A 25,423-nucleotide genomic window follows, 5' to 3' on the forward strand; every position below is an offset into this window, starting at 1 on the left:
CCCCGGCATCCACTATGATCCAGATCACGTAAGAAATTGCTTTTACTCGCTTAAGAATCTTTTCGGTCATAAAAATCACGACGGCGGTGCACAGCTTTTGGGGAAGCTCCAACGATCTCTTCAGTCATTGCGTTTTCAACTTGCCGGCCTGCAACTCGCGGTGGTCTTTTCCCTGGTCCTGGTGGCCGCGGTGGTGGCTTCCGGGATTGCGGCTTCCGGCAAGCGGGCTGCGGAGGAGAACCGGATCGCCGGCATTGCACGGGCGGTGGCCGGCATGCCGATCGTGATCGCCGGATTGCGTCCGGGGGCCGACGCCGGCCAGGTCGTGGAGATGGCCCGGCTGATCGAAAATGCGGCGAAACTCGATTTCGTGGTACTGGTGGACTTGGCCGGAATCAGGGTCAGCCATCCCGAGGACGGCAAACTCGGCCTTCCGGCGTCGAGCGACCACACCGCAGTCCAGCAGGGCCAGGAGTTCATCGGAGTGGAAGAAGGCAGCCGCGGACTGACCTTCCGGGCCAAGGTCCCGGTCTACGACGGAACCGAGATCGTGGGATCGGTGTCCGTGGGCATCCTGGAGTCGGAGCTGCGCGAGCAGTTGCAACCCGGGCTGTCCGTGGTCCTGATCTGGGTGGCCTTCGCGGTGGGATTCGGCACTTTGGCCGCGGTCTTGGTGACCAGATTGGTCTGGCGGCGCACCTACGGTCAGGAGCCGGCCGAGATCCTGCGCCTGCTGCGCAGCCATGACGCGATGATGACCGATGTGCACGAAGGGGTGATCGCGGTCGACGACGGGATGCGGATCGTGCTGGCGAACCGCGAGGCCCGACGGCTGCTCGGCCTGACCGCTCCGCAGGCCCTGGAAGGCCGGGTGGCCGGGGACGTGCTGCCCGCCGAGCTGAACGCTTTCATCGCGGCATCGGCCGGCGAGCGCAAGCAGTCGTTGCTGCGGGTGGGCCGGCGGACTTTGTTGGCCGGCACGGACGGGACATTGCTGCAGGGCCGCCCGGCGGGCCGGTTGTTGACCTTGCAGGACCGCACCGAATTGCGCGATGCGCTCGGCGAGCTGGAAGAGCAGCGGGAGTTGTCCCAGGCTTTGCGGTCGCGGACCCATGAGTTCGCCAACCGCCTGCACGTCATTGCCGGGCTCTTGGACTTGGGCCAAGTGCCGCGAGCTGCCGAATACCTCGACGGGCTGATCGGGCCGCGCGGGATCGAGGCCGAGGTGCCGGATGCCGTGCAGGCACCGGCGTTGACCGCTTTGCTCCGGGTCAAAAGCGCGATCGCGGACCGGTTGGGCGTGCTGGTGCTGATCGCCCCGGACAGCAGTGTTTCCATCGACGTCGACGACGAGTCGATGACGGTCCTGGCGAACCTGATCACCAATGCGGTCGAAGCGGCCGGCGAGGGAGGCACCGTCGAAGTCGCGGTGTCGGATGCCGGCGGCGACCTGGTGTGGCGGGTTTCGGACGACGGGCCCGGAATCCTGCCGCAGCAGCGCCGGGGAATCTTCGACTACGGCGTCAGCAGCAAACCCGCCGGCTCGCCGGAGGAATCGCGGGGGGTGGGATTGTGCCTGGTGCAGGGGATCGTCACCCGGCGCAATGGCAGCATGGAGGTCGCCGATGGACCGATGGGCGGGGCCTTGATCACGGTGCGGCTTCCGCTCATCGGGTTGGGGGTCCAGTGATGGCCGGCACGACGATCCGGGTACTCCTGGTGGACGACGACCCCGGCGCGCTCGCCCTGCACCGGGCGTTCCTTGACGAGCTCGGCGGCTTCCGGGTGGTCGGCGCGGCGGCCGACGAGGCCTCCGGCTTGGCTCTGCTCCGGGCGGTGGAAGCGGATCTCCTGCTGCTCGATGTGGAGCTCCCGGACGGCAGCGGACTGCGGGTGCTGAACGAGTTGCGGGCCAGCGGCGGAATCGGCTTGGACGTCATCATGATCACCGCGGCCAATGACGCGGCGGTGGTGGACCGGGCGATGCTGCACAGCGTCTCGGACTACCTGGTGAAGCCGTTCCTGCGGACCGAATTCCAGCAGCGGATGCGCCGCTATGCCCGGGAGCGGCGGCAGCGTGCCACCGGGACGGGGTTCGGGCCGGAGGCCGGAGCCGCGGGCATGAGCCAGCGGGACATCGATTCGAAGCTCGGCCGGCCCAGCTCGCCGGAGCGCCTGCCCAAGGGGATGAGCGAATCCAGTTTGGACCTGGTCCGGACGGTTTTCGCCGCGGGTTCCGAGGAACTCAGCTCGGCGCAGGTCAGCGAGCGTTCCGGCATGTCCCGGGTCAGTGCACGGCGCTATCTGTCCTATCTGGCACGTTCCGGCGAGATCCTGGTGCGCTCGAGGTACGGCCAAGCCGGCCGCCCGGAGCACCGTTACCGCAGGGCGGACTGAGCGCCCGAGGGCTTCAGGGCAGCAGCGCGGCGAGCGCCATCCGTTCCAGGACCGGCCGGGCGATTTTCGCCGGGGTGGCTCTGCCGGAACGGCTGTGCGAACGCAGCGAGTGCGGGGTCGAATTGATCAGGCCGAATGCGGCGTGGGCCTGCACCCGGAGCTCGACGGTTTCCGCATCCGGGTGCAACCGGCCCAAGACGTCGACCCACAATTGCACGTAGTCGCGCTGCAAGGTCCGCACCGAGTTCCGGTCCACCTCGTTCATGCTGGCCAAGTCGCGGTCCTGGACCCGGATGATGTCGGCGTTGCCGAGCGCGAATTCGACGTGGAAAGCGACCAGCCGGCGGATGGTCGCTGCCGCTGTGCCGCCGTCGCGGACCACGGCCCGGCCGCCGGCCAGCAATTCTTCGCTGACGTCCAGCAGCAAAGCGGCCAAGACCGATTGTTTGCCGCTGAAATGCCGGTAGACCGCGGGCCCGCTCACGCCGGCAGCAGCGCCCAGTTCTTCGATCGAGACCCCGTTGAAGCCACGTTGCGCGAACAGCTCGGCGGCGGCAGCGAGCAGGGCTTCGCGACGGCTTGCCTTGGCCTGGCTGCGCTGGGTGGGCTCGGCGTCGTGGCTCGCCAGGGCGCCCCGGGCGGGTTCGTCGTCGAGCGGTTCCACGCCAGCTCCTTCCGTGGTGGACATCACAGTTAATAGAGACTAACCTAAATCTCAGTTAACGAACACTAACCCAAGTCCCGGAATGGTCCGGTTGAGAGGCGAGTCGATGGAGACTTTGGCGACGTCGGTTGCCCCGGGCAGCGAAAGCTTTGCCGCCAACGACGCGGAGCACCGCGCGCTGCTGCGGCAGCTGCGGGAAAAATTGGCGACCGCGGCGCTCGGCGGCCCGGAACGGTCCCGGCAACGGCACCTGGACCGCGGCAAACTGCTGCCGCGGGAACGGATCGACCAACTGCTCGACGACGGCAGCCCGTTCCTGGAGCTCGCCCCGTTGGCTGCCGACGGGCTGTACGACGACGAATGCCCCGGCGCCGGCGTGATTGCCGGCATCGGGCTGGTCCACGGCCGGCAGGTGGTGGTGATTTCCAACGACGCCACGGTCAAAGGCGGCACGTACTACCCGATGACCGTGAAGAAGCACCTGCGGGCCCAGGAAGTGGCGCTGGAAAACCGGCTGCCCTGCATTTACCTGGTCGATTCCGGCGGGGCGTTCCTGCCCAAACAGGACGAGGTGTTCCCGGACAAGGAGCACTTCGGCCGGATCTTCTACAACCAGGCCAAGATGTCCGCCGCGAAAATCCCGCAGATCGCCTCGGTGATGGGTTCGTGCACCGCCGGCGGCGCCTACGTTCCGGCAATGAGCGACGAAACCGTGATCGTGCGCAACCAGGGCACGATCTTCCTGGGCGGGCCGCCCTTGGTGAAGGCCGCCATCGGCGAAATCGTCACCGCCGAAGAACTCGGCGGCGGAGATGTGCACTCCCGGGTTTCCGGGGTCACCGACCATCTGGCGGAGAACGACGAACACGCGCTGCAGATCGTCCGGGACATCGTGGCGACCCTGCCGCTTCCGGAGGCCCCGGCCTGGGACACCATGGAAAGCCGGGACCCGGCGGTCGACCCGGCCGAGCTCTACGGTGCGGTCCCGGTCGACGTGCAAGCGCCCTACGACGCCCGCGAGATCATCGCACGGATCGTCGATGCGAGTGAGTTCCACGAGTTCAAGAAGAACTACGGCACCACCTTGGTCACCGGGTTTGCGCATATCCACGGCCACCCGGTGGGCATCATCGCCAACAACGGCGTGCTGTTCAGCGAATCGGCGCTCAAGGGCGCGCACTTCATCGAACTCTGCGACCAGCGCGGGATTCCACTGCTCTTCCTGCAGAACATCAACGGTTTCATGGTCGGCAAGGACTACGAGGCCGGCGGCATCGCCAAGAACGGCGCGAAAATGGTCACCGCGGTGGCTTCCACCCGGGTGCCCAAGCTGACCGTCGTCGTCGGTGGTTCCTTCGGTGCCGGCAATTACTCGATGTGCGGCCGGGCTTACAGCCCGCGCTTCCTGTGGATGTGGCCGAACGCCCGGATCTCGGTGATGGGCGGCGCGCAGGCATCTTCGGTGCTGGCCACGGTGCGCCGGGAGCAACTCGAGGGCCGCGGCGAGGCGTGGTCGGCCGAGGCCGAAGCGGAGTTCAAAGCGCCGATCAAGCAGCAGTACGAAGATCAGGGCAGCCCGTACTATTCGACCGCCAGGCTGTGGGACGACGGCATCATCGACCCGGCCGACACCAGGGACATCGTAGGGCTCGCGCTCGGAGTATGTTCGCAGACCCCGCTGCCGGAGACCTCCTTCGGCCTGTTCCGGATGTGAGTGCGATGTTTCATACCGTCTTAGTCGCCAACCGTGGCGAAATCGCCTGCCGAGTGATCCGTACCCTGCGTGCCATGGGCATCCGTTCGGTTGCCGTGTACAGCGATGCCGACGCCGGTGCCCGGCACGTGCGCGAAGCCGACGTCGCGGTGCGGATCGGCCCGGCAGCAGCTTCGGAGAGCTATCTCAATATCGACGCGGTTCTGGATGCTTGCCGGAAAACCGGGGCGCAAGCGGTGCACCCGGGCTACGGTTTTTTGAGCGAGAACTTGGCCTTCGCGCGGGCCCTGGACCAGGCTGGGATCAGCTTCATCGGCCCCAATTTGGAAGCGCTCAATGTCATGGGGGACAAGATCCGCTCCAAAAACCACGTGCAGGCAGCCCAGGTGCCGGTGGTGCCGGGGATCGCTGAGCCGGGGCTGTCCGATGACGCCCTGATTGCTGCGGCAACCGAGATCGGCTATCCGATTCTGATCAAGCCCTCGGCCGGCGGTGGCGGCAAAGGCATGCACTCGGTGTTCGAGCCGGCTGAGTTGCCGGCGACGTTGAAGACTGCGCGCCGGGTTGCCGCTTCCGCCTTCGGCGACGACACGCTTTTCCTGGAGCGACTGGTCGCAACGCCGCGGCATATCGAAGTCCAAGTGCTCGGTGACAATTTCGGCCACGTGATCCACCTGGGCGAGCGGGAATGCTCGCTGCAGCGCCGGCATCAAAAGGTGATCGAAGAAGCGCCGTCGGCATTGCTGGATGAGGCAACCCGCGCCCGGATCGGTGCAGCCGCCTGCAACGCCGCACGCAGTGTGAATTACACCGGGGCCGGCACGGTCGAGTTCCTGGTCTCCGACGATGCACCGGACGAGTTCTTCTTCATGGAGATGAACACCCGCCTGCAGGTGGAGCACCCGGTGACCGAATTGGTGACCGGAGTCGATCTGGTCGAGTGGCAGATCCGGATTGCTGCGGGGGAGAAGCTAACGCTCAACCAGGATGACATTGTCTTGAACGGCCACGCGGTCGAAGCCCGGCTGTACGCGGAAAACCCGGAACAGGGATTCCTGCCGGAGACCGGAACCGTGTTGTCGCTGGCCGAATCAGCGCTTGCGCGCAATGACTCGGCACTTTTGGCAGGGCTGGAGATCGGCTCGAATTACGATCCGATGCTGGCCAAGGTCATCGTCTGGGCGGAAGACCGGGACAAGGCGCTCAGCACGCTCGATGCCGCGCTCGCCGAAACGTCGGTTCTGGGCGTGAAAACCAACACCGAGTACTTGCGCCTGCTGATCAACGACGACGACGTCCGTGCCGGCCGGCTCGACACCACCATGATCGAACGCAAGCTGCCGGAATTCGTTTTTGCCGCTCCAGGCGAGTTGGAGCTGCAAGCTGCGGCCCAGTTCTTTGCCGCGCAACTGATCGGTCGGACGGCGATCAGGAATTCGGCCTGGGGATCGGCGGACGGCTGGCGGATCGGCGCGCACCGCCCGTTGGCGTTCTCGATTGCGAACGGTGTGGAAAATCACCAGGTCGAGGTTGCGGACGGCGAGTTGGAGCTTGACGACGGCAAGCTTGCGCTGACCGTCGACGGCGTTCGGCAGCAGTGGGACTACGCCTTCGACCCGGAGACCAACACCCTCTGGCTCGGCCGGGACGGCGTCAGTTTCGCTTTGCGCAAGCGCAGCCGCCAGGAAATTGTCGAAGTCAAGAACGCCTCCATGGGCCGGGTTGCCGGCAGCGCCGACCCTGAAGTGCGCTCGCCGATGCCGGGCACCGTGGTGTCGGTTTCGGTGTCCGATGGCGATGAAGTAGCCGAGGGGCAAACCCTGCTCGCGGTCGAGGCCATGAAGATGGAGCACCAACTCGTCGCTGCGGTGGCCGGCGTCGTCAAGCTCGCCGCGGCCACCGGAAATCTGGTCAAAGCCAATCAGATCTTGGCCACCATCCATCCTTTTGAATCAGCTCGCCCCCAGCAATCCGCTGCAGCAGAACCCGCCCAGAACCAGGAGCAATCATGACCAATCCCGACAGCTACGGACTGAGCGAGGAATACCAGGACCTCAGCGACACGGTGCGCGAATTCGCCGATGAGGTGGTGGCTCCGGTCTCCGCCAAGCACGATGAGGAACACAGCTTCCCCTACGAAGTGGTCAAGCAAATGGGCGAGATGGGCTTGTTCGGCCTGCCGTTCCCGGAAGAGTTCGGCGGCATGGACGGGGACTACTTCGCGCTCGCACTGGCCCTGGAGCAGTTGGGCCGGGTGGACCAGTCGGTGGCGATCACCCTGGAGGCCGGGGTGTCGCTCGGCGCGATGCCGATCCACCGGTTCGGCACCCTGGAGCAAAAGGAAGCCTGGCTGCCGATGCTCGCCTCGGGCCAGGCGCTGGCCGGCTTCGGGCTGACCGAGCCGGAAGCGGGGTCGGATGCCGGCGGCACCAAGACCAAGGCCCGGCGCGAAGCCGGTGATTGGGTGATCAACGGCAATAAAGAGTTCATCACCAACTCCGGAACCGATATCACCAGGCTGGTCACGGTCACTGCGGTGACCGGTGAGTCGACTCGTGCGGACGGAAGTGTCAAAAAGGAAATCTCCACGATTCTGGTGCCCACTGATACCGAAGGTTTCACTGCGGAGAAGGCCTACAACAAAGTCGGCTGGAATGCCTCGGACACGCATCCGTTGACGCTCGCCGACGTACGGGTTCCAGAAGCCAACCTGCTCGGTGTGGAAGGGCGGGGCTACGCGAATTTCCTGTCGATCCTGGATGAGGGCCGGATCGCGATCGCCGCATTGGCGACCGGTGCCGCGCAGGGCTGCGTCGATGAATCGGTACGTTATGCCAAGGAGCGGATGGCCTTCGGCAACAACATCGGCAAGTATCAGGCGATCCAGTTCAAAATCGCCCGGATGGCCGCCCGGGCGCACACCGCGAGGCTGGCCTACTACGACGCGGCAGCCCGGATGCTGGCCGGAAAACCGTTCAAGACCGAAGCCGCGATCGCCAAAATGGTGGCCGGCGAGGCTGCCATGGACAACGCCCGCGACGCCACTCAGGTTTTCGGCGGCTACGGCTTCATGAACGAGTTCCGGGTTGCGCGCCACTACCGGGACTCGAAGATACTGGAAGTAGGCGAAGGCACCACTGAAGTCCAGCTGATGCTGATCGCCCGCGATTTGGGTCTCTGAGCAGCGCCGTTGAGGAGATGGAGTGACGATGATCGACAAAACTGTGCCGACGGCCGCCGAGGCGGTCGCTGATATTCCGGATGGCGCCTCGCTTGCGGTCGGCGGCTTCGGATTGTGCGGTATTCCGGTGGCGTTGATCGACGCGGTGCACCGGCAAGGCAGCACCGACCTGGAGACCGTCAGCAACAACTGCGGCGTCGACGACTGGGGCCTGGGCATTCTGCTCAACGACCGCCGGATCCGGCGCACCGTGTCTTCCTACGTGGGGGAGAACAAGGAGTTCGCCCGGCAGTACCTTGCCGGAGAGCTCGAAGTCGTGCTCACCCCGCAAGGCACCCTCGCCGAGAAACTGCGGGCCGGCGGCGCCGGGATTCCGGCGTTTTTCACCACGGCCGGTGTGGGTACCCAAGTCGCCGAAGGCGGCCTGCCGCAGAAGTACGACGCCGAGGGGAACGTCGCGATCGCCTCGGCAGCCAAAGAGGTCCGCGAATTCAACGGGGCCGAGTACGTGCTGGAAGATTCGCTGACGCCGGATTTCGCGCTGGTGCACGCGGCCAAGGGCGACCGGCACGGGAACCTGGTGTTTCACGCCACCGCGATGAACTTCAACCCGCTCTGTGCGATGGCCGGCAAGATCACCATCGCCGAGGTGGAAGAGCTGGTCGAGCCCGGGGAGTTGGATCCGGAACACATCCACCTGCCCGGGATCTTCGTGCAACGGGTGGTACACATTCCGGCCGGTTCGGAACATGCCGAGAAGCGGATCGAGAAGCGGACGGTTTCGGCCTCACCGGCCGACACCGAAGCGATTGCGGCAACCCAGAACCAAGTAGTGGGAGGCTAACGCCATGGCATCGGAAACCAAGGGGCTGTCGCGGAACGAACTCGCGGCGCGGGTCGCCCAGGAATTGGAAAACGGCCAATACGTCAACCTCGGCATCGGCATGCCGACGCTGATCCCGAACTACATCCCGGCCGACGTCGAAGTCGTGCTGCACTCGGAGAACGGGATCCTGGGCACCGGCCCGTACCCGGCTGAAGATGCCGTGGATCCGGACCTGATCAACGCCGGCAAGGAGACCGTGACGGTCAACAAGGGCGCGGTGTTCTTCGACTCGGCGGCGTCCTTCGGCATGGTCCGCGGCGGCCACGTCGACGTCGCGGTGCTCGGTGCCATGGAAGTGGCGCAGAACGGCGACCTGGCCAACTGGATGATCCCGGGCAAGATGGTCAAAGGCATGGGCGGCGCGATGGATCTGGTGTTCGGCGCGAAGCGGCTCATCGTGATGATGGAGCATGTGGACAAGAACGGCAATCCGAAAATCCTGGCCGAGTGCACCTTGCCGTTGACCGGCAAAGGCTGCGTGGACCGGATCATCACGGATCTGGCCGTGATCGACGTGGTGCTGGGCGCGGACGGCAAGAAACATTTGGAGCTGCGCGAAACTGCACCCGGGATTTCCGTCGAGCAGGTCATCGAAGCGACCGGGGCGCCGCTCGAGGTGGTGCTGCATGACTGACGCCGGGAGCGCGGCAGCCGAGGCCCCGGCACCGCGGCGCATCGAACAACGCGGGCTGTACCTGGATGAACTGCAGACCGATGTGGTCTACGCCCACCGGCCCGGCCGCACCGTGACCGAGGCGGACAACGTGCTGTTCACCACGCTGACCATGAACACCCAGGCTTTGCACCTGGACGCCGCCTGGAGCGCCAGCCAGCCGTTCGGCCAACGCTTGGTGAACTCGATGTTCACGCTTTCCACGGTGATCGGCCTCTCCGTGGCCCAGCTGACCCAGGGGACCATCATCGGTCAGCTCGGACTCGACGAGGTGCGGTTCCCGCACCCGGTGTTCCACGGCGATACGCTGTACGCGGAGACCGTGGTGACCGAGAAGCGGCTTTCCGCCTCGCGTCCGGGCCAGGGCATTGCCACCATGAAGCTGCTGGGCAAAAACCAGAACGGGGTGGTCGTCGCCGAAGCCACCCGGAGCTGCCTGATCTGGGCGAATCAGGCTGCGGCCATGGCGATCGAGCCGACGGAGGTCTGAACATGGCGGGAATCCAGCGGACGCAGCACGTTGCGGAGCACTTCACGATGGGCCCGGCGGTGCTGTTCTGCCCTGCCGACCGGCCGGAGCGCTACGCGAAGGCGGCCCAGCGCGCCGATGCGGTGATTCTGGACTTGGAAGACGCGGTGGCTCCGGACGCCAAGGAGCAGGCGCGGAAGAACCTGATCGAGCAGCCACTGGACCCGGAACGGACCATCGTGCGGATCAACGCTGCCGGCACCCCGGATTTCGCGCTCGACCTGGACGCGGTGGCCCAGACCGCCTACCGGACCGTGATGCTCGCCAAAGCGGAATCGGCGGAGCAGCTGCGTGCGATCGCCGACGGCGGTGTGCAGCCGCGGGCTTCGATCCGGGTGATCGCGCTCTGCGAAACCGCGCTCGGGGTGCTGCGTGCCGCGGAGCTTGCGCAAGAACCCAATGTGGTCGGATTGATGTGGGGCGCCGAAGATCTGGTGGCTTCCCTGGGCGGCACCGCCTCGCGTGACGAGGCGGGGCACTACCGGGCGATTGCGCGGCAGGCCCGCGCGCAAGTGCTGTTGGCCGCGGGCGCCTTCGGCAAAGCGGCGATCGACGCGGTGTACCTGGACATCCCGGACACCGCGGGTTTGACGCTGGAGGTGCGCGATGCGGTGGCCTCCGGATTCACTGCGACGGCGTGCATCCACCCGTCCCAGGTGCCGGTGATCCGGGACGGGTATTCGCCGAGCGAAGCGCAGCTCGGCCAAGCCCGGGAGCTGCTGGCGGCTGCCGCAGCCGCCGGGAACGGGGTATTCCGTTTCCACGGCGCGATGGTGGACGGCCCGGTGCTCAGGCACGCGGAGCAGGTATTGCGGCGAGCCCGCTGAGGATCGCATCCACGCCGAAGGCGAAATCCTCGGCCGCGTGCTCCGCAACCGCCGTCGGGCTGTCCGCGGCGGGCACCGCCCCGCTGCTGATCAGGCTGGACCGGGTCTGCTCTTCGGCAAGTGCGCCCAGCATGAAGTGGATCAGCACTCGGGAGCCGCGCCCCTCGACCGCGTCCTGATCCAAAATCCGGCGCAGCTCGGCGAACGGGGCCAAACGGTAAGGGGCCAGGGCCTGCGCCAGGGAGACTACTTCGGCGCTGTCCTGGACGCCGAGCAATCTGTGCCGCAAATCCAGAGCGAGCTGCCGTGCGGCGTCGGCCGGCGGAACCTGTTCGGCGATCGGCAGGTCGGCGAGCAGCACCTCGGCGAGCCCGTAGAGCAGATCCTGTTTGCTGGGCACATGCCAGTACAGGGCCCCGGCCTGGACGCCGAGTTCTTTGGCAAGTCTGCGCATCGACAGATCAGCCAGTCCGTAATCCCGCAATACTGAGAAAGCGGCATCCACGATTCGTTCGCGTGAGAGCACGGGTGAAAACCTCCTGCCAAAACCTTAGGCCATCGCGCCGTCTGCTTGACTTTCAGGCGGCGGTCCAAAACACTTGAACGGTGTTCAATAAAACAGTGTTCAATAATTCGGCGGCCACTCCCGTTCCGACCGGGACGTTCCGCGATCTCGCCGAGCGCTTGCTGCAAGGCGAAGCGATCGGTCCGGACGCGGCCTTGGCGCTCCTGCGCTCAGACCCCGCCGACTACCTCGACCTGCTGGCGGCGGCGGCCGCGCTGCGTCGTCGGTACTTCGGGAACCGGGTGAAATTGAACTATCTGGTGAACCTGAAATCCGGTCTGTGCCCCGAAGACTGCAGCTACTGTTCGCAGCGGCTCGGTTCAGCGGCGCAAATCCTCAAATACACCTGGCTCACCCCGGAAGAAGCGATCAGCCAAGCCGAGCAGGGGTTGGCCGGCGGCGCTTCCAGAGTCTGCTTCGTAGCCAGCGGGCGTGGTCCGGCCGACCGGGACGTGGACCGGGTGGCCGGATTGGTGGGGGACTTCAAGACCCGGAACCCGCAGGCCGAAGTCTGCGCGTGCTTGGGGATTTTGAAGGACGGTCAGGCGGAACGGCTGAAGGCCTGCGGGGTGGATGCTTACAACCACAATCTGAACACCAGTGAAAGCAAGTATTCGCAGATCTGCACGAGCCACGAATTCAGCGATCGGACCAGGACCGTCGAAGCGGCCAAAACGGCCGGTTTGTCGCCGTGTTCCGGGTTGATCGTGGGGATGGGCGAATCCGACGAAGAGATCGTGGAGGCGCTTTTCGCCTTGCGCGAGCTCGGTAGCGAATCCGTTCCGGTGAACTTCCTGATGCCTTTCGAAGGAACCCCCTTGGCGGACACCTGGTTGCTCGATCCGGTGAAATGCCTGCAGATCCTCTGCGTCGCCCGTTTCGTGGCACCGCAGAGCGAATTGCGGATCGCCGGCGGTCGGGAGATGCATCTGCGCTCGCTGCAAGCGATGGCCCTGCATGTGGCGAACTCGATCTTCCTCGGCGACTATTTGACCAGCGAGGGCCAATCCGCTGCCGAGGACCTGGCGATGATCCAAGACGCCGGGTTCGTGGTCTTGGACGCCGCCGAAAGCCGACCGGACCGGATGGCGGATGAACCGCAGACCCGGACGGAGGCTGGGCCGGTAGCGGAGCCGGTTGCCGGCCCTGGTCAGGAGCCGGTGCTGCGCCGGCGCGGTGCCGGGACCGCTCGTCAACCCAATGCCTGAGCTTGGCCCGTTGCCAGATGATCGCCGGTCCCTGCCGGAGCGGGACCGGGGCTTGTTGTGGCATCCCTACGCGCCGCTGGCCGGCCCTGCCCCCTATGCGGTGGAAGCGGCAAACGGCATCCGATTGGCGCTGCGCGCTCCGGACGGCCGGGGCTTCGAGGCGATCGATGCGATGAGTTCCTGGTGGTGCATGGTGCACGGATACCGCAATCCGGCCTTGGACCGCGCGGTTTTCGACCAGATGACGAGGTTCAGCCATGTGATGTTCGGCGGGCTGACCCATGAGCCGGCGGTGCAGCTGGCCGAGCGTTTGCGCCGCATCACACCGGAGCCGCTGCAGCATGTCTTCTTGGCAGATTCCGGGTCGATCTCGGTGGAAGTAGCGCTCAAAGTCGCAATCCAATACCAAAGCGCCCGGGGTTTGCCTGAGCGGCAGAATTTCCTCGCCTTCCGCGGCGGCTACCACGGCGATACTTTCGCTGCGATGGGGGTCAGCGATCCGGTGGGCGGCATGCATGCGGAGTTCCCGGGCCAATTGGCCGGGAATGTTTTTGCACCTCGGCCGCCGGCCGCGATGCTGACTGCCGGGCGGCTGGTCGGCGACGACGCGGCGTTGGCTGAATGGGCCGAAGAAGTAGCGGTTTTGGTGGCGCGGAATGCTTCGCGGCTGGCGGGCATCATCGTGGAGCCGGTGCTGCAAGGGGCCGGTGGAATGCATATCTACGATCCGCGCTGCCTGCGCGTGCTCCGGGAACTCGCCGACGCCGAGGGCCTGTTGTTGATGTTCGATGAGATCGCCACCGGGTTCGGCCGCACCGGGAAACTGTTCGCGGCGGAATGGAGCAGCGAGCCGGTGCCGGATTCCGCGGTCTCCGCTGGCGCCGCCGGCCCGGCAGCTGCTGCGGCGGTAGTCCCGGACGTGCTCTGCGTGGGCAAGGCCCTGACCGGCGGCTACCTCAGTTTGGCGGCGATGCTGTGTTCGGCCGAGGTAGCCGGGGTGATCTCCGGATCTCGCTTCGGCGCGCTCATGCACGGTCCGACGTTCATGGCGAACCCGCTGGCCTGCGCGGCGGCGAACGCATCCTTGGAATTGCTGGAATCGGGGGACTGGGCCGGCCGGGTTGCCGGGATCCAAAGCGGTCTCACCGAAGGCTTGCAGGCGGCAGCCTCGCTCCCCGGTGTCCGGACCGTCCGGAGCCTGGGCGCGGTCGGCGTCGTCGAGCTGCACCAACCGGTCGACGTCCCGGCCGCTACGGAAGCCGGACTGGCTCAGGGAGTCTGGCTGCGACCGTTCCGCAACCTGGTCTACGCGATGCCGCCATACCTCTGCTCCGTCGGGGACACCGTTGAGATTGCGGCCGGCATGGTCGCAGCCGCGGGCCGGGTAGGCGGACCGTGAACAGTCTGGACGATTGGCTCCGCGCAGCGAAGCGGGATCGGGTTGCCGGTGCTACGCAGCGTTCGGCGGTTCCGCTGTCCGCGGAACTCCGGGCCGCTGCTGTGGACCTGGCCTCGAACGACTACCTGGGCCTGGCCGTCGACCCGCGGCTCAAAGCCGCTGCCGTCGCGGCGATCGAGGAGTACGGGTGCAGTGCCCGGGCATCTCCGGTGGTGGTGGGCACCTTGCCGGTCCACCGGGCCTTGGAAGCCGGGCTCTGCATTTTGACCGGCCGGCAGTCCGCTTTGGTTTTCTCCAGCGGTTATCTGGCCAATCTTGGCGCGTTGACCGCGCTTTCCGGCCCGGGGTCGCTGGTGTTGTCCGACGCGCATGTGCACGCTTCGTTGATCGATGCAGCGAGGTTGTCCCGGGCCAGGGTGCAGGTTTTCCGGCATTCGGATCTGGCCGAACTGGAAAACCGCCTGCGCCAACGGAGTGAGGTCCGGGCCGTTGTGGTGGTCGAGTCGGTGTATTCGGTGCTCGGCGACGCGGCACCACTGGCCGAGCTTTCACAGTTGTGCCAGGCGTACGACGCGACCTTGCTGGTGGACGAGGCGCACGGGCTCGGCGTCACCGGTCTGGGCCGGGGCAGCGTGGCGGCCGCCGGACTCGCCGCCGCCCGCCACGTGGTGAGCACTGTGACCTTGTCCAAGTCGCTCGGCGCACAAGGCGGCGCAGTGCTGGCATCGGCGCAGATACGCGATCATCTGCTCAACCAGGCGCGGAGTTTCATCTTCGATACCGCGCTGGCTCCGGCCGCAGCTGCAGCGGCCGCGGAAGCCTGCCGGATCATCCTGGCCGAGCCGGAGCGGGTCCAGCAGCTGTTCCAGGTTGCCAGCGCCCTGGCCGCCGCCGCAGGCGTGCCGCAATCCGCCGGGGCAGTGCAGTCGTTGCCGGTGGCTTCGGCGGAACAAGCCCAAATTTTGGCCGAACGGCTGCGCGCGGCCGCGGTGCTGGTGGGGTGTTTCCGGCCGCCCAGCGTTCCGGACGGGATTTCCCGGCTCCGGTTCACCGCGCGGGCCACCGTGCAGCCGGAAGCTGCTGCAGCTGCCGCAGCCATGGCGGCCCGGTGGGCGAGGCAGGAAGGAGCTGCCTGATGGCCGTCGAATCAGGCCTGTCGGAGCCGTCGGACGTGCCCTTGCTGTCCGGCTTGCCGGAGCCGGCGGACTTGCCGGGCGTTTTGCTGATCACCGGAACCGACACCGAGGTCGGCAAGACGATCAGCACGGCGGCGCTCGCGGCGGTGCTGTCGGGAGTCGGAAGGGTGGCCGTGTACAAGCCGGTGCAAACCGGGGTCTCCGGTTCCGAACCCGGCGATGCTGCGGAGGTCGCCCGGCTGTCCGGGATCCGTGACGCCGTCGAGGGAATCAGGTTCCGGGACCCGATGGCTCCGGTCGCTGCGGCCGAGCGCGAACAGCGGAAGCTGCCGGGGATAGCCGAGCATGCGCAACGGATTGAAGCGCTCGGTTCGAGATTCGACTGGGTGTTGGTGGAGGGCTCCGGGGGCGTGCTGGTCCATCTGGACGACGCGGGAGGCACGCTCGCCGATCTGCCGGCGGTGCTCGCCGCGGATTGCGGCGCCGTCGTCGTTTCCCGGGCGGGCTTGGGCACGCTCAACCACACCGCACTGACTGTGGCGGCATTGGCCGGCCGCGGGGTGGCGAGGGTCGGTTTGGTGGTCGGCAGCCTGCCGGGATTGCCTGGCTTGGTCGAGTCGAGCAATCTCCGGACCCTGGCGGCCGGCCGGGAGCCGTTGCTGGCCGCGATCCCGGCCGGGGCCGGAGGATTGGACCCGGCTGAGTTCCGGAACTCAGCCGGGTCATGGTTCGCCGGTCAGCTCAATTCAAGGCTTTGATCCCGTCCGGAAGAACCCCGCCGGCCAACAGCTCTTGCGCTGCGGACTGGAGTGCGGTCAAGGCCAGCCGTTGGGTCAGCGGGCCATAGGAGATTCGGGAGACGCCCAGATTCTGCAACGTCCGTGGATCGAGCGAGCCGGGTACCCCGACCACGGAGATCTTGTTGTGCCCGATTCCTTGGACCAGAGCGGCAACCGTCGCCTCGTCGAAGAGCCCGGGCACGAAGATGCTGGTAGCGCCTTCATCCAGAAACGCCCGACCACGCTTGATGGCCTCGGCGAGCTGTTCGGCAGGGTCTGCGTCCGGCGCAGCCTTGGCGAACACATCGGTCCGGGCGTTGAGTGCAAAGGCCACTCCTTCGGCCTCGGCGGCTTTGATTGCAGCGCGCACCGCGGCGACCGCCTCGTCGAAAGGCTTGAGCTGGTCCTCCAGGTTCGCGCCGACCACTCCGACACCGATGGCGCGCCGGATGGTCTCTCCGGCATCGCCGTACCCGGCTTCAAGATCGGCGCTGACTGGCAGCGAGGTTGCCGCGGCGATCCGGCCAACCGCCTCGAGCATCAGCTCCCGGGGGATTTTTTCACCGTCCGGGTAGCCGTAGGACGCAGCAATCGAATGGCTGGCCGTCGCCAGTGCGGTGCTGCCTTCCAGATCTGCGATGACTTTGGCCGAGATGACATCCCAGACGTTGATCACCTGCAGGATGTCGGGTGCGTGGTGCAGCTCGATGAGCCGCAGGCCTTTGCGATTGAGTTCTGCGTGGTCGGGTTCTGTGTGGTCGGGTTCTGATGCATTCGCGGTAGTCATGGCTTCACGCTACGCCGGGTGCCCGGCGGGTGGCCATCTCCGGTTCGCACGAAGTCGCATTGACCCGCAGCGAAGTCGCATTGTCCCGCAGGGAATCACTTCCGTGAGCGGCCTCAGATCTGATGGAAGCGGTTGCGCCGCGGATCGCGGAGCGGGTCGAGCCACGATGGTGGAATGAACCAGGGGATGCCGCTGCGAATCTGCATCTCCCACTGCCCCTGATGGATCAGATGATGGTGGTGCGAACAGAGCAAAGCTCCATTGTCGACTGCAGTCCAGGGGTTCCTGGACCACCAATCGACGTGATGGGCTTCGCACCAGCTCGCCGGAATGGTGCAATCCGGGAAGCTGCATCCCCGATCGCGGGCGATCAGGGCCAGACGCTGCGTACGGTTGAAAAACCGGCGGCCGGCACCGACGTCGAGCACTTGGCCCTGCCCGCCGAAAACCACCGGGATGATCTCCGCGTCGCAGGCGAGCGCGCGGAGGTTTTTGGCGTTGATCGGCCCGGTGAAGGCCAGTCTGGCGGTGGTTGCCGCCGGGGTCTCCGCGTCGCTGAAGTCGGCGAGCAGTTCTTTGAAGCCCACGGTGGCCAGAGGTTGCGGCCGGCTGCCGCCGGTGCGCGGAAAGAGCTCCGTCTGCAATGCTGCCTTCACCGCGGTGACGAGCGCATCGAGATGTTTTTGCGGCAAGGAGCGTTGGTCCAGGCCCCGGGCGTCGGCGGTTTCGGTGCGTGGATTCGTGCCGGCATTCATGACTGTCAACAACACCTCGGCCTCGGTTTGATCGGCCCAGATCAGGAACTGGTTCAGCCCGCGATGCGTGCGCATCCGCCAGATGCCCTGCCGCTGCTTGAGTTCGGCCTCGCTGGGCGCCGTACCGTCTTGGTCGATGATCGTGTTCCAGCGCTGGACCACCGGCCGTAGAAAGTCCGGATCCTGCGTGCTGGCCAGCTCGCTGAGGCTGGTCTCCATGGCGAGCCTGGTCGGCTCATCGGCGCGGCCGGCGACCTCGTCCAGTGCCCGGACCGAAAGCGTGAGCGCTTCGCTGCCCGCCGCTGCGGACTGCGCGGCCGCGGCCAGCTTTTCGTAGCGCGGGGGCAAAGCCTCCCCGCCCAGCGACCGCCGGGGCAGCAAGCATTCACCCAGGCGGATCCTGCGTCGCGCCTCGGCCTTGCTGATCCGCAGTCTGCGCTGCAGGAACTCCGCCGCATTGCGGAACTCCGAACGAGGGCTGCCGGTGGGTTCGTCCCCGGACGCTACGGCGAAATGCCGCTCCGGATCCGCGGCCAGATTTCTTTCCTGGACGGCCACCGCCGCTGCGGCCTGGACCATGGACAGGGCTCGGGAAATCCGTTCCAGGGTGTCCAGGCTCGCCAGCAACGCCGCGGAACTGAGCAGAGCGAAGTTCGCGGACGCCGAGGCCAAAGCTGCGGCAATCGAGCTCTCCGCCTGGTGGAGAGCTTCGAGGGGCGGCCTTATCAGAACATCTGTTCCCATGCAGCAACGATATTAGAAAGAAAGTTCTACTTCAATGATTGCCGAAGCGCTGTGGAAAACCGAATTCTCCTGGTTGCGGGATACTGGAACCATGTCCGCAAGCAACCACGCCCCGCGCCGGGTGGTCATTCTCGGCTCCACCGGTTCGATCGGCACCCAGGCGTTAGACGTCATCGGCCGCAGTTTCACCGACGACGGCCGGGCCCGGTTCGACGTCGTGGGCCTCAGCGCCGGCGGGGCCAATCTCGGCCTGCTGGCCGAACAGGCTGCGCAGACCCGTCCGGCGGCCATCGGCATCGCCGCGGGGGACGCGGCCGAGTTGGCCGGGCGGATCGCGGCATTGGCTCCGGGCTATGCGCCGCAGATCGACGTCGGGGTGCAGGCGGCGAGCACGATCGCGGCGCTCGATGCCGACGTAGTGCTCAACGGGATCACCGGCTCGATCGGCCTGGCGCCGACGCTCGCCGCGCTGCAGGCCGGGAGCACCCTGGCGTTGGCCAATAAGGAATCGCTGATCGTCGGCGGGCAGTTGGTCAAAGACGCCGCGCGCGAGGGCCAGCTGGTGCCGGTGGACTCCGAGCACTCGGCGATCGCGCAATGCCTGCGCGCCGGGAACAAACTCGATGTGGACAAGTTGATCCTCACGGCCTCCGGTGGTCCGTTCCGCGGCCGCAAGCGGCACGAACTGTTCGGAGTCACGCCGGCCGAGGCGCTCAAGCACCCGACCTGGGATATGGGCCTGATGGTCACCACGAATTCCGCGACTCTGGTCAACAAGGGCTTGGAAGCGATCGAGGCGCACCTGCTCTTCGACATCCCGCTGGACAAGATCGACGTCGTGGTGCACCCGCAATCGGTGGTGCATTCGATGGTCCAGTTCGTGGACGGCTCCACGATCGCCCAAGTGTCGCCGCCGGACATGCGGCTGCCGATCGCGCTGGGTCTGGCCTGGCCGGAGCGCGTGGAGCACGCGGTCCAACCCTGCGATTGGTCGAAGGCGGCCGAATGGACCTTCGAACCGCTCGACGCGATCGCGTTCCCCGCGGTGGACCTGGCCAAGGACGCGGCAAAGCAGGGTGGCACGCACCCGGCGGTGTTCAATGCGGCCAACGAGGAGGCGGTGTTGGCTTTCCACGAAGGCCGGATCGGCTTCCTGGACATCGTGGACACCGTGCAGCGGGTGCTCAGCGAACATTCAGCCAATGCAACGCTGAGCCTTGAGGCGGTGCTGGATGCTGAAAACTGGGCACGAACCCGCACCCGTGAACGTTTAGCCCAACTGGGTGGCGGAGTAGGGCTGTGAAGTCGAGCAGGGAAGACAGGGACGGACAACTGTGACGGTATTGCTTTTCATTCTGGGTGTGCTCTTCGTGGCGATCGGCATCATCGTGTCGATCGCGTTGCACGAAGTGGGACACCTGGTGCCCGCGAAGTTGTTCAAAGTCCGGGTCACCCAATACATGGTCGGCTTCGGGCGGACGTTGTGGTCCACTAAAAAGGGCGACACCGAATACGGGATCAAAGCCATTCCGGCCGGTGGATTCGTAGCGATGATCGGTATGTACCCGCCGAACAAGACCGACGGCAGTGTCCGTCCGTCCAGCACCGGACTGTTGCAGACGCTCGCCGAATCCCGGGCTGAACCCCGGAAGGCCGGCCGGTTGGAGAAGCTCGCCGCCGACGCGCGGGACATGGCGCATGAGGAAGTCGGGCCCGAGGACGAGAACCGGGTGTTCTACAAGCTCCCGGTCTGGAAGAAGATCATCATCATGCTGGGTGGGCCCGCGATGAACTTCGTGATCGCGATCGTGCTGATGGCCGTGGTGCTGATGGGCTTCGGCATCGCCCAGCCGACGACGACGTTGGCCGAGGTCAATGCCTGCCAGGTGAAGTACGGCGAACAGCCGCCCGCGGATTTGAGCAATTGCACGCCGACGCCGGCTGCTGCGGCCGGCCTCAAGCCCGGGGACAAGATCGTCAGTTTCGACGGCAAACAGCCGGCCAGCTGGGATGAACTGAGCGCCTGGATCAAAGCCGACGCCGGTCGGAACGTGCCGATCACGGTGGAGCGCGGAGGCCAGTCGGTAAGCCTTTCGATCACTCCGGTGCTGACCGCCCGGCCGGTGGTCAATGCCGCGGGCGTCGCGGAAAAGGACGCGAACGGTGGGGTGCTCACCCAGGAAGTCGGTTTCGCCGGGATCAGCCCGGCGAGCGCGAATGTACCGCAGCCGGTCACCGCAGTGCTGCCCGCAGTAGGCGACAACATCGCCGCGGTGGCCGGAGTGGTGGTGAACTTGCCGCAGCGCATGGTCGCCGTGGCGCAGGCCGCCTTCAGCTCGGCGCCGCGCGATCCGAACGGCCCGGTGTCCGTGGTGGGCGTGGGCCGGGTGGCGGGGGAGCTGGCGGCGACCGAGCAAGTGCCGCTGAGCGCCCGGATTGCCGCCTTGATCAGCCTGATCGCCGGAGTGAACATCGCGCTGGGCGTTTTCAACTTGATTCCCCTGTTGCCGTTGGACGGCGGGCACGTGGCCGGCGCGCTTTACGAGGGTGCGCGGCGCCGGATCGCCAAATGGTTCGGGCGCAAGGACCCCGGGCCGTTCGACATCGCGAAGCTCTTGCCGTTGACCTATGTGGTTGCTTCGGTGCTTTTGGTGATGGGTGCTTTGCTGATCTATGCGGATATCGTCAAACCGGTCAATTTGTTCGGTTGAGCTTCACTTGGGCAAGGCGTAGTTGTCCGGTTGGGCAAAGCCCGGGTGAACGGGGATTGTTGCTTTGGATTGCAACCGATTACGGTTGATCCATGTTCGCCATCGCTATCGCTGCCCCCTTGCGGCCGACTGCCGGCCCGCCGCCCGCAGACCTTCTGGATGCCGATCGACCGGCTGAGGCTGCGGCCCGACTGGGCCGGTTGTGCCATCGGCTCGAGGAGCTGAGTCCTGCGGTGCTGCTGCGACCGGCTGCTGACGAGGCATTCGGCGGGACCGCCGCTGCGGCTGCCGTCGACGTTTTCCTGTTGCTCGAGGATCCGGAATCGGTGGTGGCCGCGGTGCTCTCGGCGCTGCGCGAAGGCGGCTGCTGCCTCGGCGTCGGAATCGGCGGGGTCGGGCTTCCGGCCGACCCGCCTTCGGCCGGCTCGCTCACCGGCTCCGGGGTCCGCTTGGCGCTTGCGGCCGCCAATGAGGCGGCGCGGAAAAAGCCGGGGCGGACGCTGCCGGTGCTGGTGCGCGGCGCGGTGCCGAGTCAGTATGCCGATGCGGCGCAGTCGGTGCTCCGTCTGCTGGGCCGGTTGGTGACCGGTCGGAGCGAGGCCGAATGGCGGGTGTTGGACCAGCTCGCTCCGGGCGCGCGCGGCAGCCAGGGAGCTGCTGCCGAAGTCCTGGGCATCACCTCGCAGGCGGTCAGCAAGGCGGTGGGCCGGGCCGGCTGGGCGGAGGAACGGGATGGTCGCCGGGCGGCGGCCTTGCTTCTGGGGGCGGCACGGCAGGCGGTGGACGAGTGGAGTTGAGGTAGGGAACGGCAAAAGCATGCTTGCCGTATATGCAACTAAAAAACATTGCACTTGAACTATGCAATGAAATATCATTGCAATATGTACGTCATTACGATCGATCAGCGGAACAGCCGGCGCAGCGCCGACCGGGTGCCGGAGCTGTTGCAAGCCCTGCGCCCGGTGCCGACGCTCCTGGGCTTCGAACGCACCGTGGGCGACGAAGTGCAGGCTCTGCTCGACCGGCCCGAAGCCGTGGTCGATGCGGTACTGCGCGCGGTGCGAGCCAAGGCCTGGTCGATCGGAGTCGGGCTCGGCGAAGTCCGCACGCCGCTCGCGGCGTCGAGCCGCGAAGCTGCCGGTACGGCTTTTCTCGCCGCGCGGGATGCGGTGGAGGAAGCCAAGCGGAGGGGGCAGCGGAAGCCGCTCGCGCTTCGCGCCGTGCCGACCGGGGCGGCAGCGGATCCGGTCGTGGCTGCGGCAGCCGCTGACGCGGAAGCCGTGCTGGTGCTGCTCGCGCAACTGGTCTACACCCGGAGCGCGGCGCAATGGGCCGTGTTGGACTTGTTGCAGCAGGAACCGGATCTGCCGCTGACCGGGATCGCCAAGCGGCTTTCGACCAGCCATCAAGCCGTCGGCGGTTTGGTCAAACGCTCCCACTGGTACGAGGAAGAGGCAGCACGCCCTGCAGCTGCAGCGCTGCTCGAGCGCGCCGATCGGCTGCTGACCGGCACGGAAGCCATAGGCTGGTGACATGACCGCGCTCATCATCGCCGCCGCCGTCCTGCTCGCGGCACTGCTGGGTTGGCCGGTCACCGCGCTGGTGCTCCGGCTGGCCCGAGAATCCGCTGCGGCCGGAACCTTGCCCGCGACCGTTCCGGTAACCGAGGCCGCAGATAGCGCATTGCCCGAGGACGCTCCCGCGGCGGAGGCCCCGCGCGAAGCCGCGGCACCCCGGCACCGGGAGCCGGCAACCGGGACGCCGGCAACCGTGTTGCGCGGTGGGCTGACCATCGGGATCCTCGAGCGGATCGCGGTGGTTTTCTGCATCGTCTTCGACCAACCGGTCGCCATCGCCTATGTCGTGGCCATCAAAGGCCTGGGCCGGTACCCGGAGCTGAAAGAATCGCCGGCAGCGAGCGAGCGGTTCATCATCGGAACCTTAGCCTCGCTGATCTGGGCCGCGCTGGTCGGCATCTTGGGCCGTTGGCTGATCGGGCTGGCCGGCTGACGCCACCCGGCCCAACAGGACAAGCTCAGCCTGGCTGAGTAGGGTGAGGGCATGACTGTATTTGCGGTGGAATATGTTTATGATCCGGATCTCGCCGAGCGGCGGGACGAATGCCGTCCTGCCCACCGGCAGTGGCTCGGCGAGCTGGTCGAAGCCGGTGTGCTGTTGGCTTCCGGACCGTATTTGGACGGCAGTGGCGGCCTTTTCGCTTTTGTCGCGGCCGATGAAGCGGAGTTGCACAAAGTGCTCGCCCAGGACCCCTTCGCGCTGCACGGCTGTGTTGCCGGGACCCGGACCACCGGATGGAATCCGGTCACCGGGTTGCTCAAGGAATACGCGCAGGGTGCTTGAAGCTTAGAATGGTGAGGTGTGCCGGCCGGCAACCGCCGGGCAAGCTGCGCACCCAGTAACAAGGAGTTCATCGTGACCTCGGTCAGCCTCGGAATGCCCGCAGCCCCACCGCCAGTTCTGGCACCCCGTCGGAAGACCCGGCAGATCAAAGTCGGATCCGTGGGCGTCGGCTCGGATTCGCCGATCAGCGTCCAATCGATGACCACTACGCCGACCACCGATATCAATGCCACACTGCAGCAGATCGCCGAACTGACCGCCTCGGGCTGCGACATCGTCCGGGTCGCCTGTCCCTCGGCGGACGACGCCGAAGCACTGCCGATCATCGCGAAGAAATCGCAGATCCCGGTGATCGCGGACATCCACTTCCAGCCGAAGTACGTCTACGCCGCGATCGAAGCCGGCTGTGCCGCAGTCCGGGTGAATCCCGGGAACATCCGCAAGTTCGACGATCAGGTCAAAGAGATCGCCCAGGCCGCCAAGGACCACGGCACCTCGATCCGGATCGGGGTCAACGCCGGTTCCCTGGATCCCCGGCTGATGGAGAAATACGGCAAAGCCACGCCGGAGGCGCTGGTGGAATCCGCCGTGTGGGAAGCTTCATTGTTCGAAGAGCACGACTTCCACGACTTCAAGATCTCGGTCAAGCACAATGACCCGGTAGTCATGGTCCGGGCCTATGAGTTGCTCGCCGAACGCGGCGATTGGCCGCTGCACCTGGGCGTCACCGAAGCCGGGCCCGCGTTTCAGGGCACGATCAAGTCCGCGACGGCTTTCGGCGCATTGCTGTCGAAGGGCATCGGGGACACGATCCGGGTTTCGCTGTCTGCGCCGCCGGTGGAGGAAATCAAGGTCGGCAATCAGATCCTGCAGTCCTTGAACCTCCGTCCGCGCAAGTTGGAGATTGTCTCCTGCCCCTCCTGCGGCCGCGCCCAAGTCGACGTCTACACCCTCGCCGAGCAGGTCACCGCCGGATTGGAAGGCATGGAAATCCCGCTGCGGGTAGCCGTCATGGGATGCGTCGTGAATGGTCCGGGGGAAGCCCGGGAAGCAGATTTGGGTGTAGCCTCAGGCAACGGCAAGGGCCAGATTTTCGTCAAGGGCGAAGTGATCAAAACCGTGCCGGAAGACCAGATCGTGGAGACCCTGATCGAAGAAGCGATGCGGATCGCCGAGGAGATAGAAGAAATGGGGGGCGCCGATGGCCAGAACGGCAGCAAAGGCAGCCCCGTGGTCAGCGTCTCCTGAGCCGGCCCGTGCGAGCAGCGGGCCGCTGAGGGTACTGGCGCACGAGGACACCGCCGAACTGCAACGTTTGGTGGCCCGGGATCCGATTGCCAACATCTACTTGGCTGCCCATTTGGAACAGCACGGCACCGCCGCTCCGGTGATCCTCGGTACCCAGATCCTCGGTTATGACGACGGCGGACTCCGGGCGGCCTGCTGGGTCGGCGCCAATGTGATCCCGGCCGGCGTCGACGAAGCCACCGCACCGGCCTTCGGCGAATATCTGGCGGCGAGCGGCCGACGGCACGCCAGCATTTACGGGTCCGCCGCAGCAGTGCTGGGCATCTTCGCCGAAATGGAGCGCCGCGGGGTGCCGGCGAAGGAAGTCCGGGCCAACCAGCCGCTGCTGGCGATCAGCTCGGAGCCGTTGATCGAACCGGACCGCCGCCTCCGGCCCAGCCGGATGTCCGAGTTCGATCAGATCCTGCCGGCTGCGGTAGCGATGTTCGAAGAAGAAGTCGGGTATTCGCCGTACAGCGGTGGCGAGGAGTTTTACCGGCGCAGGGTTGCCAGCTTGATTCGGAACGGGCATTCGCTCAGCAGCCTGGACGAATGCGGCGAAGTGATTTTCAAAGCCGACCTCGGCGTGCTCAGCCGGCAGGCGAGCCAGGTGCAAGGGGTTTGGCTGCGGCCGGAGGACCGCGGTCGGGGATTGAGTGCCGGCTACATGGCCGCGGTGGTGCAGTTGGCCAGGAAGCAGGCGCCGGTGGTGAGTCTCTATGTCAACGATTACAACGCCCGGGCCCGGGCGAGTTACGAGCGGGTCGGATTCGAACAAATCGGCAGCTACGCGACAGTGCTTTTCTGAGCTTCCCGGTGG

At 66.2% G+C, this 25,423-nt stretch carries 25 protein-coding genes; 21 read left to right on the forward strand and 4 right to left on the reverse strand.

The annotated features are described in order from the left end of the window. Positions 1-127: 127 nt before the first annotated feature. Positions 128-1,690 (forward strand): ATP-binding protein, encoded by a 1,563-nt coding sequence (locus JOE69_RS14655; protein WP_309799915.1) that lies wholly within the window; start codon positions 128-130, stop codon positions 1,688-1,690. Further along, positions 1,690-2,397, forward strand: coding sequence for a response regulator (locus tag JOE69_RS14660; RefSeq protein WP_309799916.1), 708 nt, complete (start codon positions 1,690-1,692; stop codon positions 2,395-2,397). Before JOE69_RS14655 ends, JOE69_RS14660 begins: the two co-directional genes overlap by 1 nt. A gap of 13 nt (positions 2,398-2,410) precedes the next feature. On the opposite strand, the gene JOE69_RS14665 is transcribed toward JOE69_RS14660, so the two are convergent. After that, the gene (locus JOE69_RS14665) at positions 2,411-3,085 is read right to left on the reverse strand and encodes an SACE_7040 family transcriptional regulator (RefSeq protein WP_374709718.1); all 675 of its coding nucleotides are present in this window, start codon (positions 3,083-3,085) and stop codon (positions 2,411-2,413) included. An 82-nt stretch (positions 3,086-3,167) separates the two neighbouring features. Here JOE69_RS14665 and JOE69_RS14670 point away from each other — a divergent pair, with 82 nt between their 5' ends. From JOE69_RS14670 to JOE69_RS14700, 7 genes are read left to right on the forward strand one after another with little or no spacing between them, the layout of a single operon-like run. Next, entirely contained in the window at positions 3,168-4,775 is a 1,608-nt protein-coding gene (locus JOE69_RS14670) for a carboxyl transferase domain-containing protein (RefSeq protein ID WP_309801318.1), read from the forward strand. A 5-nt stretch (positions 4,776-4,780) separates the two neighbouring features. Next, on the forward strand, positions 4,781-6,787 hold the full coding sequence (locus tag JOE69_RS14675; protein WP_309799922.1) for an acetyl/propionyl/methylcrotonyl-CoA carboxylase subunit alpha: 2,007 nt from the start codon (positions 4,781-4,783) through the stop codon (positions 6,785-6,787). Beyond that, complete coding sequence (locus JOE69_RS14680) at positions 6,784-7,956, forward strand: acyl-CoA dehydrogenase family protein (RefSeq protein WP_309799924.1); 1,173 nt, start codon at positions 6,784-6,786, stop codon at positions 7,954-7,956. Before JOE69_RS14675 ends, JOE69_RS14680 begins: the two co-directional genes overlap by 4 nt. Positions 7,957-7,984: 28 nt before the next feature. Beyond that, on the forward strand, positions 7,985-8,800 hold the full coding sequence (locus JOE69_RS14685) for a CoA transferase subunit A (protein WP_309801319.1): 816 nt from the start codon (positions 7,985-7,987) through the stop codon (positions 8,798-8,800). 4 nt (positions 8,801-8,804) lie between these two features. Next, a complete protein-coding gene (locus JOE69_RS14690; RefSeq protein WP_309799926.1) occupies positions 8,805-9,476 on the forward strand; it encodes a CoA transferase subunit B in 672 nt (223 codons plus the stop codon). Continuing rightward, entirely contained in the window at positions 9,469-10,005 is a 537-nt protein-coding gene (locus JOE69_RS14695; protein WP_309799928.1) for a MaoC family dehydratase, read from the forward strand. The genes JOE69_RS14690 and JOE69_RS14695 overlap by 8 nt, the downstream gene beginning before the upstream one ends. 2 nt (positions 10,006-10,007) lie before the next feature. Further along, positions 10,008-10,871 (forward strand): HpcH/HpaI aldolase/citrate lyase family protein, encoded by an 864-nt coding sequence (locus tag JOE69_RS14700; protein ID WP_309799930.1) that lies wholly within the window; start codon positions 10,008-10,010, stop codon positions 10,869-10,871. On the opposite strand, the gene JOE69_RS14705 is transcribed toward JOE69_RS14700, so the two are convergent. Beyond that, positions 10,834-11,397, reverse strand: coding sequence for a TetR family transcriptional regulator (locus JOE69_RS14705; RefSeq protein ID WP_309799932.1), 564 nt, complete (start codon positions 11,395-11,397; stop codon positions 10,834-10,836). The genes JOE69_RS14700 and JOE69_RS14705 overlap by 38 nt on opposite strands. Before the next feature lie 80 nt (positions 11,398-11,477). Here JOE69_RS14705 and bioB point away from each other — a divergent pair, with 80 nt between their 5' ends. Genes bioB through bioD form a run of 4 tightly spaced genes read left to right on the forward strand, consistent with a single transcriptional unit; the run spans position 11,478 to position 15,937 of the window. Continuing rightward, positions 11,478-12,644 carry a biotin synthase BioB gene (gene bioB / locus JOE69_RS14710; protein WP_374709719.1) on the forward strand — a complete coding sequence of 389 codons (1,167 nt, stop codon included), beginning with the start codon at positions 11,478-11,480 and terminating at the stop codon, positions 12,642-12,644. Further along, positions 12,637-14,043 (forward strand): adenosylmethionine--8-amino-7-oxononanoate transaminase, encoded by a 1,407-nt coding sequence (gene bioA / locus JOE69_RS14715; protein ID WP_309799934.1) that lies wholly within the window; start codon positions 12,637-12,639, stop codon positions 14,041-14,043. Before bioB ends, bioA begins: the two co-directional genes overlap by 8 nt. Next, positions 14,040-15,179: an aminotransferase class I/II-fold pyridoxal phosphate-dependent enzyme gene (locus JOE69_RS14720; protein ID WP_309799936.1), complete on the forward strand. Its 1,140-nt coding sequence runs from the start codon at positions 14,040-14,042 to the stop codon at positions 15,177-15,179. Before bioA ends, JOE69_RS14720 begins: the two co-directional genes overlap by 4 nt. After that, positions 15,179-15,937, forward strand: coding sequence for a dethiobiotin synthase (gene bioD, locus JOE69_RS14725; RefSeq protein WP_309799938.1), 759 nt, complete (start codon positions 15,179-15,181; stop codon positions 15,935-15,937). Before JOE69_RS14720 ends, bioD begins: the two co-directional genes overlap by 1 nt. On the opposite strand, the gene JOE69_RS14730 is transcribed toward bioD, so the two are convergent. Next, positions 15,921-16,745 carry an isocitrate lyase/PEP mutase family protein gene (locus JOE69_RS14730; protein WP_309799940.1) on the reverse strand — a complete coding sequence of 275 codons (825 nt, stop codon included), beginning with the start codon at positions 16,743-16,745 and terminating at the stop codon, positions 15,921-15,923. The genes bioD and JOE69_RS14730 overlap by 17 nt on opposite strands. Positions 16,746-16,858: 113 nt before the next feature. Continuing rightward, on the reverse strand, positions 16,859-18,244 hold the full coding sequence (locus JOE69_RS14735) for an HNH endonuclease signature motif containing protein (RefSeq protein ID WP_309799943.1): 1,386 nt from the start codon (positions 18,242-18,244) through the stop codon (positions 16,859-16,861). A 91-nt stretch (positions 18,245-18,335) separates the two neighbouring features. On the opposite strand from JOE69_RS14735, the gene dxr reads away from it, so the two are divergent. From dxr to JOE69_RS14775, 8 genes are all read left to right on the forward strand, one after another. Then, positions 18,336-19,547, forward strand: coding sequence for a 1-deoxy-D-xylulose-5-phosphate reductoisomerase (dxr, locus tag JOE69_RS14740; protein ID WP_309799945.1), 1,212 nt, complete (start codon positions 18,336-18,338; stop codon positions 19,545-19,547). A 31-nt stretch (positions 19,548-19,578) separates the two neighbouring features. After that, complete coding sequence (locus JOE69_RS14745; protein ID WP_309799948.1) at positions 19,579-20,955, forward strand: M50 family metallopeptidase; 1,377 nt, start codon at positions 19,579-19,581, stop codon at positions 20,953-20,955. A gap of 92 nt (positions 20,956-21,047) precedes the next feature. Continuing rightward, entirely contained in the window at positions 21,048-21,752 is a 705-nt protein-coding gene (locus JOE69_RS14750) for a MarR family transcriptional regulator (RefSeq protein WP_309799950.1), read from the forward strand. Positions 21,753-21,836: 84 nt separating this feature from the next. Beyond that, entirely contained in the window at positions 21,837-22,487 is a 651-nt protein-coding gene (locus tag JOE69_RS14755) for a hypothetical protein (RefSeq protein WP_309799952.1), read from the forward strand. A 1-nt stretch (position 22,488) separates the two neighbouring features. Further along, positions 22,489-22,965 carry a hypothetical protein gene (locus tag JOE69_RS14760; RefSeq protein ID WP_296364056.1) on the forward strand — a complete coding sequence of 159 codons (477 nt, stop codon included), beginning with the start codon at positions 22,489-22,491 and terminating at the stop codon, positions 22,963-22,965. Positions 22,966-23,016: 51 nt separating this feature from the next. Beyond that, positions 23,017-23,316, forward strand: a complete 300-nt coding sequence (locus JOE69_RS14765; protein ID WP_309799954.1) for a YciI family protein — start codon at positions 23,017-23,019, stop codon at positions 23,314-23,316. 72 nt (positions 23,317-23,388) lie between these two features. Next, complete coding sequence (ispG, locus tag JOE69_RS14770; protein ID WP_296364058.1) at positions 23,389-24,564, forward strand: flavodoxin-dependent (E)-4-hydroxy-3-methylbut-2-enyl-diphosphate synthase; 1,176 nt, start codon at positions 23,389-23,391, stop codon at positions 24,562-24,564. Next, positions 24,518-25,411 (forward strand): GNAT family N-acetyltransferase, encoded by an 894-nt coding sequence (locus JOE69_RS14775; RefSeq protein WP_309799957.1) that lies wholly within the window; start codon positions 24,518-24,520, stop codon positions 25,409-25,411. The genes ispG and JOE69_RS14775 overlap by 47 nt, the downstream gene beginning before the upstream one ends. Positions 25,412-25,423 lie beyond the last annotated feature (12 nt).

Origin of the sequence: Arthrobacter russicus, assembly GCF_031454135.1 — a bacterium.
Lineage (GTDB): Bacteria > Actinomycetota > Actinomycetes > Actinomycetales > Micrococcaceae > Renibacterium > Renibacterium russicum.

Coding starts and splice junctions, on each gene's coding strand:
- JOE69_RS14660 (WP_309799916.1), top strand. CDS start 1,690: ATGGCCGGCACGACGATCCGGGTACTCCTGGTGGACGACGACCCCGGC.
- JOE69_RS14665 (WP_374709718.1), bottom strand. CDS start 3,085: ATGTCCACCACGGAAGGAGCTGGCGTGGAACCGCTCGACGACGAACCC.
- JOE69_RS14670 (WP_309801318.1), top strand. CDS start 3,168: ATGGAGACTTTGGCGACGTCGGTTGCCCCGGGCAGCGAAAGCTTTGCC.
- JOE69_RS14675 (WP_309799922.1), top strand. CDS start 4,781: ATGTTTCATACCGTCTTAGTCGCCAACCGTGGCGAAATCGCCTGCCGA.
- JOE69_RS14680 (WP_309799924.1), top strand. CDS start 6,784: ATGACCAATCCCGACAGCTACGGACTGAGCGAGGAATACCAGGACCTC.
- JOE69_RS14685 (WP_309801319.1), top strand. CDS start 7,985: ATGATCGACAAAACTGTGCCGACGGCCGCCGAGGCGGTCGCTGATATT.
- JOE69_RS14690 (WP_309799926.1), top strand. CDS start 8,805: ATGGCATCGGAAACCAAGGGGCTGTCGCGGAACGAACTCGCGGCGCGG.
- JOE69_RS14695 (WP_309799928.1), top strand. CDS start 9,469: ATGACTGACGCCGGGAGCGCGGCAGCCGAGGCCCCGGCACCGCGGCGC.
- JOE69_RS14700 (WP_309799930.1), top strand. CDS start 10,008: ATGGCGGGAATCCAGCGGACGCAGCACGTTGCGGAGCACTTCACGATG.
- bioA (WP_309799934.1), top strand. CDS start 12,637: ATGCCTGAGCTTGGCCCGTTGCCAGATGATCGCCGGTCCCTGCCGGAG.
- bioD (WP_309799938.1), top strand. CDS start 15,179: ATGGCCGTCGAATCAGGCCTGTCGGAGCCGTCGGACGTGCCCTTGCTG.
- JOE69_RS14730 (WP_309799940.1), bottom strand. CDS start 16,745: ATGACTACCGCGAATGCATCAGAACCCGACCACACAGAACCCGACCAC.
- JOE69_RS14735 (WP_309799943.1), bottom strand. CDS start 18,244: ATGGGAACAGATGTTCTGATAAGGCCGCCCCTCGAAGCTCTCCACCAG.
- dxr (WP_309799945.1), top strand. CDS start 18,336: ATGTCCGCAAGCAACCACGCCCCGCGCCGGGTGGTCATTCTCGGCTCC.
- JOE69_RS14750 (WP_309799950.1), top strand. CDS start 21,048: ATGTTCGCCATCGCTATCGCTGCCCCCTTGCGGCCGACTGCCGGCCCG.
- JOE69_RS14755 (WP_309799952.1), top strand. CDS start 21,837: ATGTACGTCATTACGATCGATCAGCGGAACAGCCGGCGCAGCGCCGAC.
- JOE69_RS14760 (WP_296364056.1), top strand. CDS start 22,489: ATGACCGCGCTCATCATCGCCGCCGCCGTCCTGCTCGCGGCACTGCTG.
- JOE69_RS14765 (WP_309799954.1), top strand. CDS start 23,017: ATGACTGTATTTGCGGTGGAATATGTTTATGATCCGGATCTCGCCGAG.
- JOE69_RS14775 (WP_309799957.1), top strand. CDS start 24,518: ATGGCCAGAACGGCAGCAAAGGCAGCCCCGTGGTCAGCGTCTCCTGAG.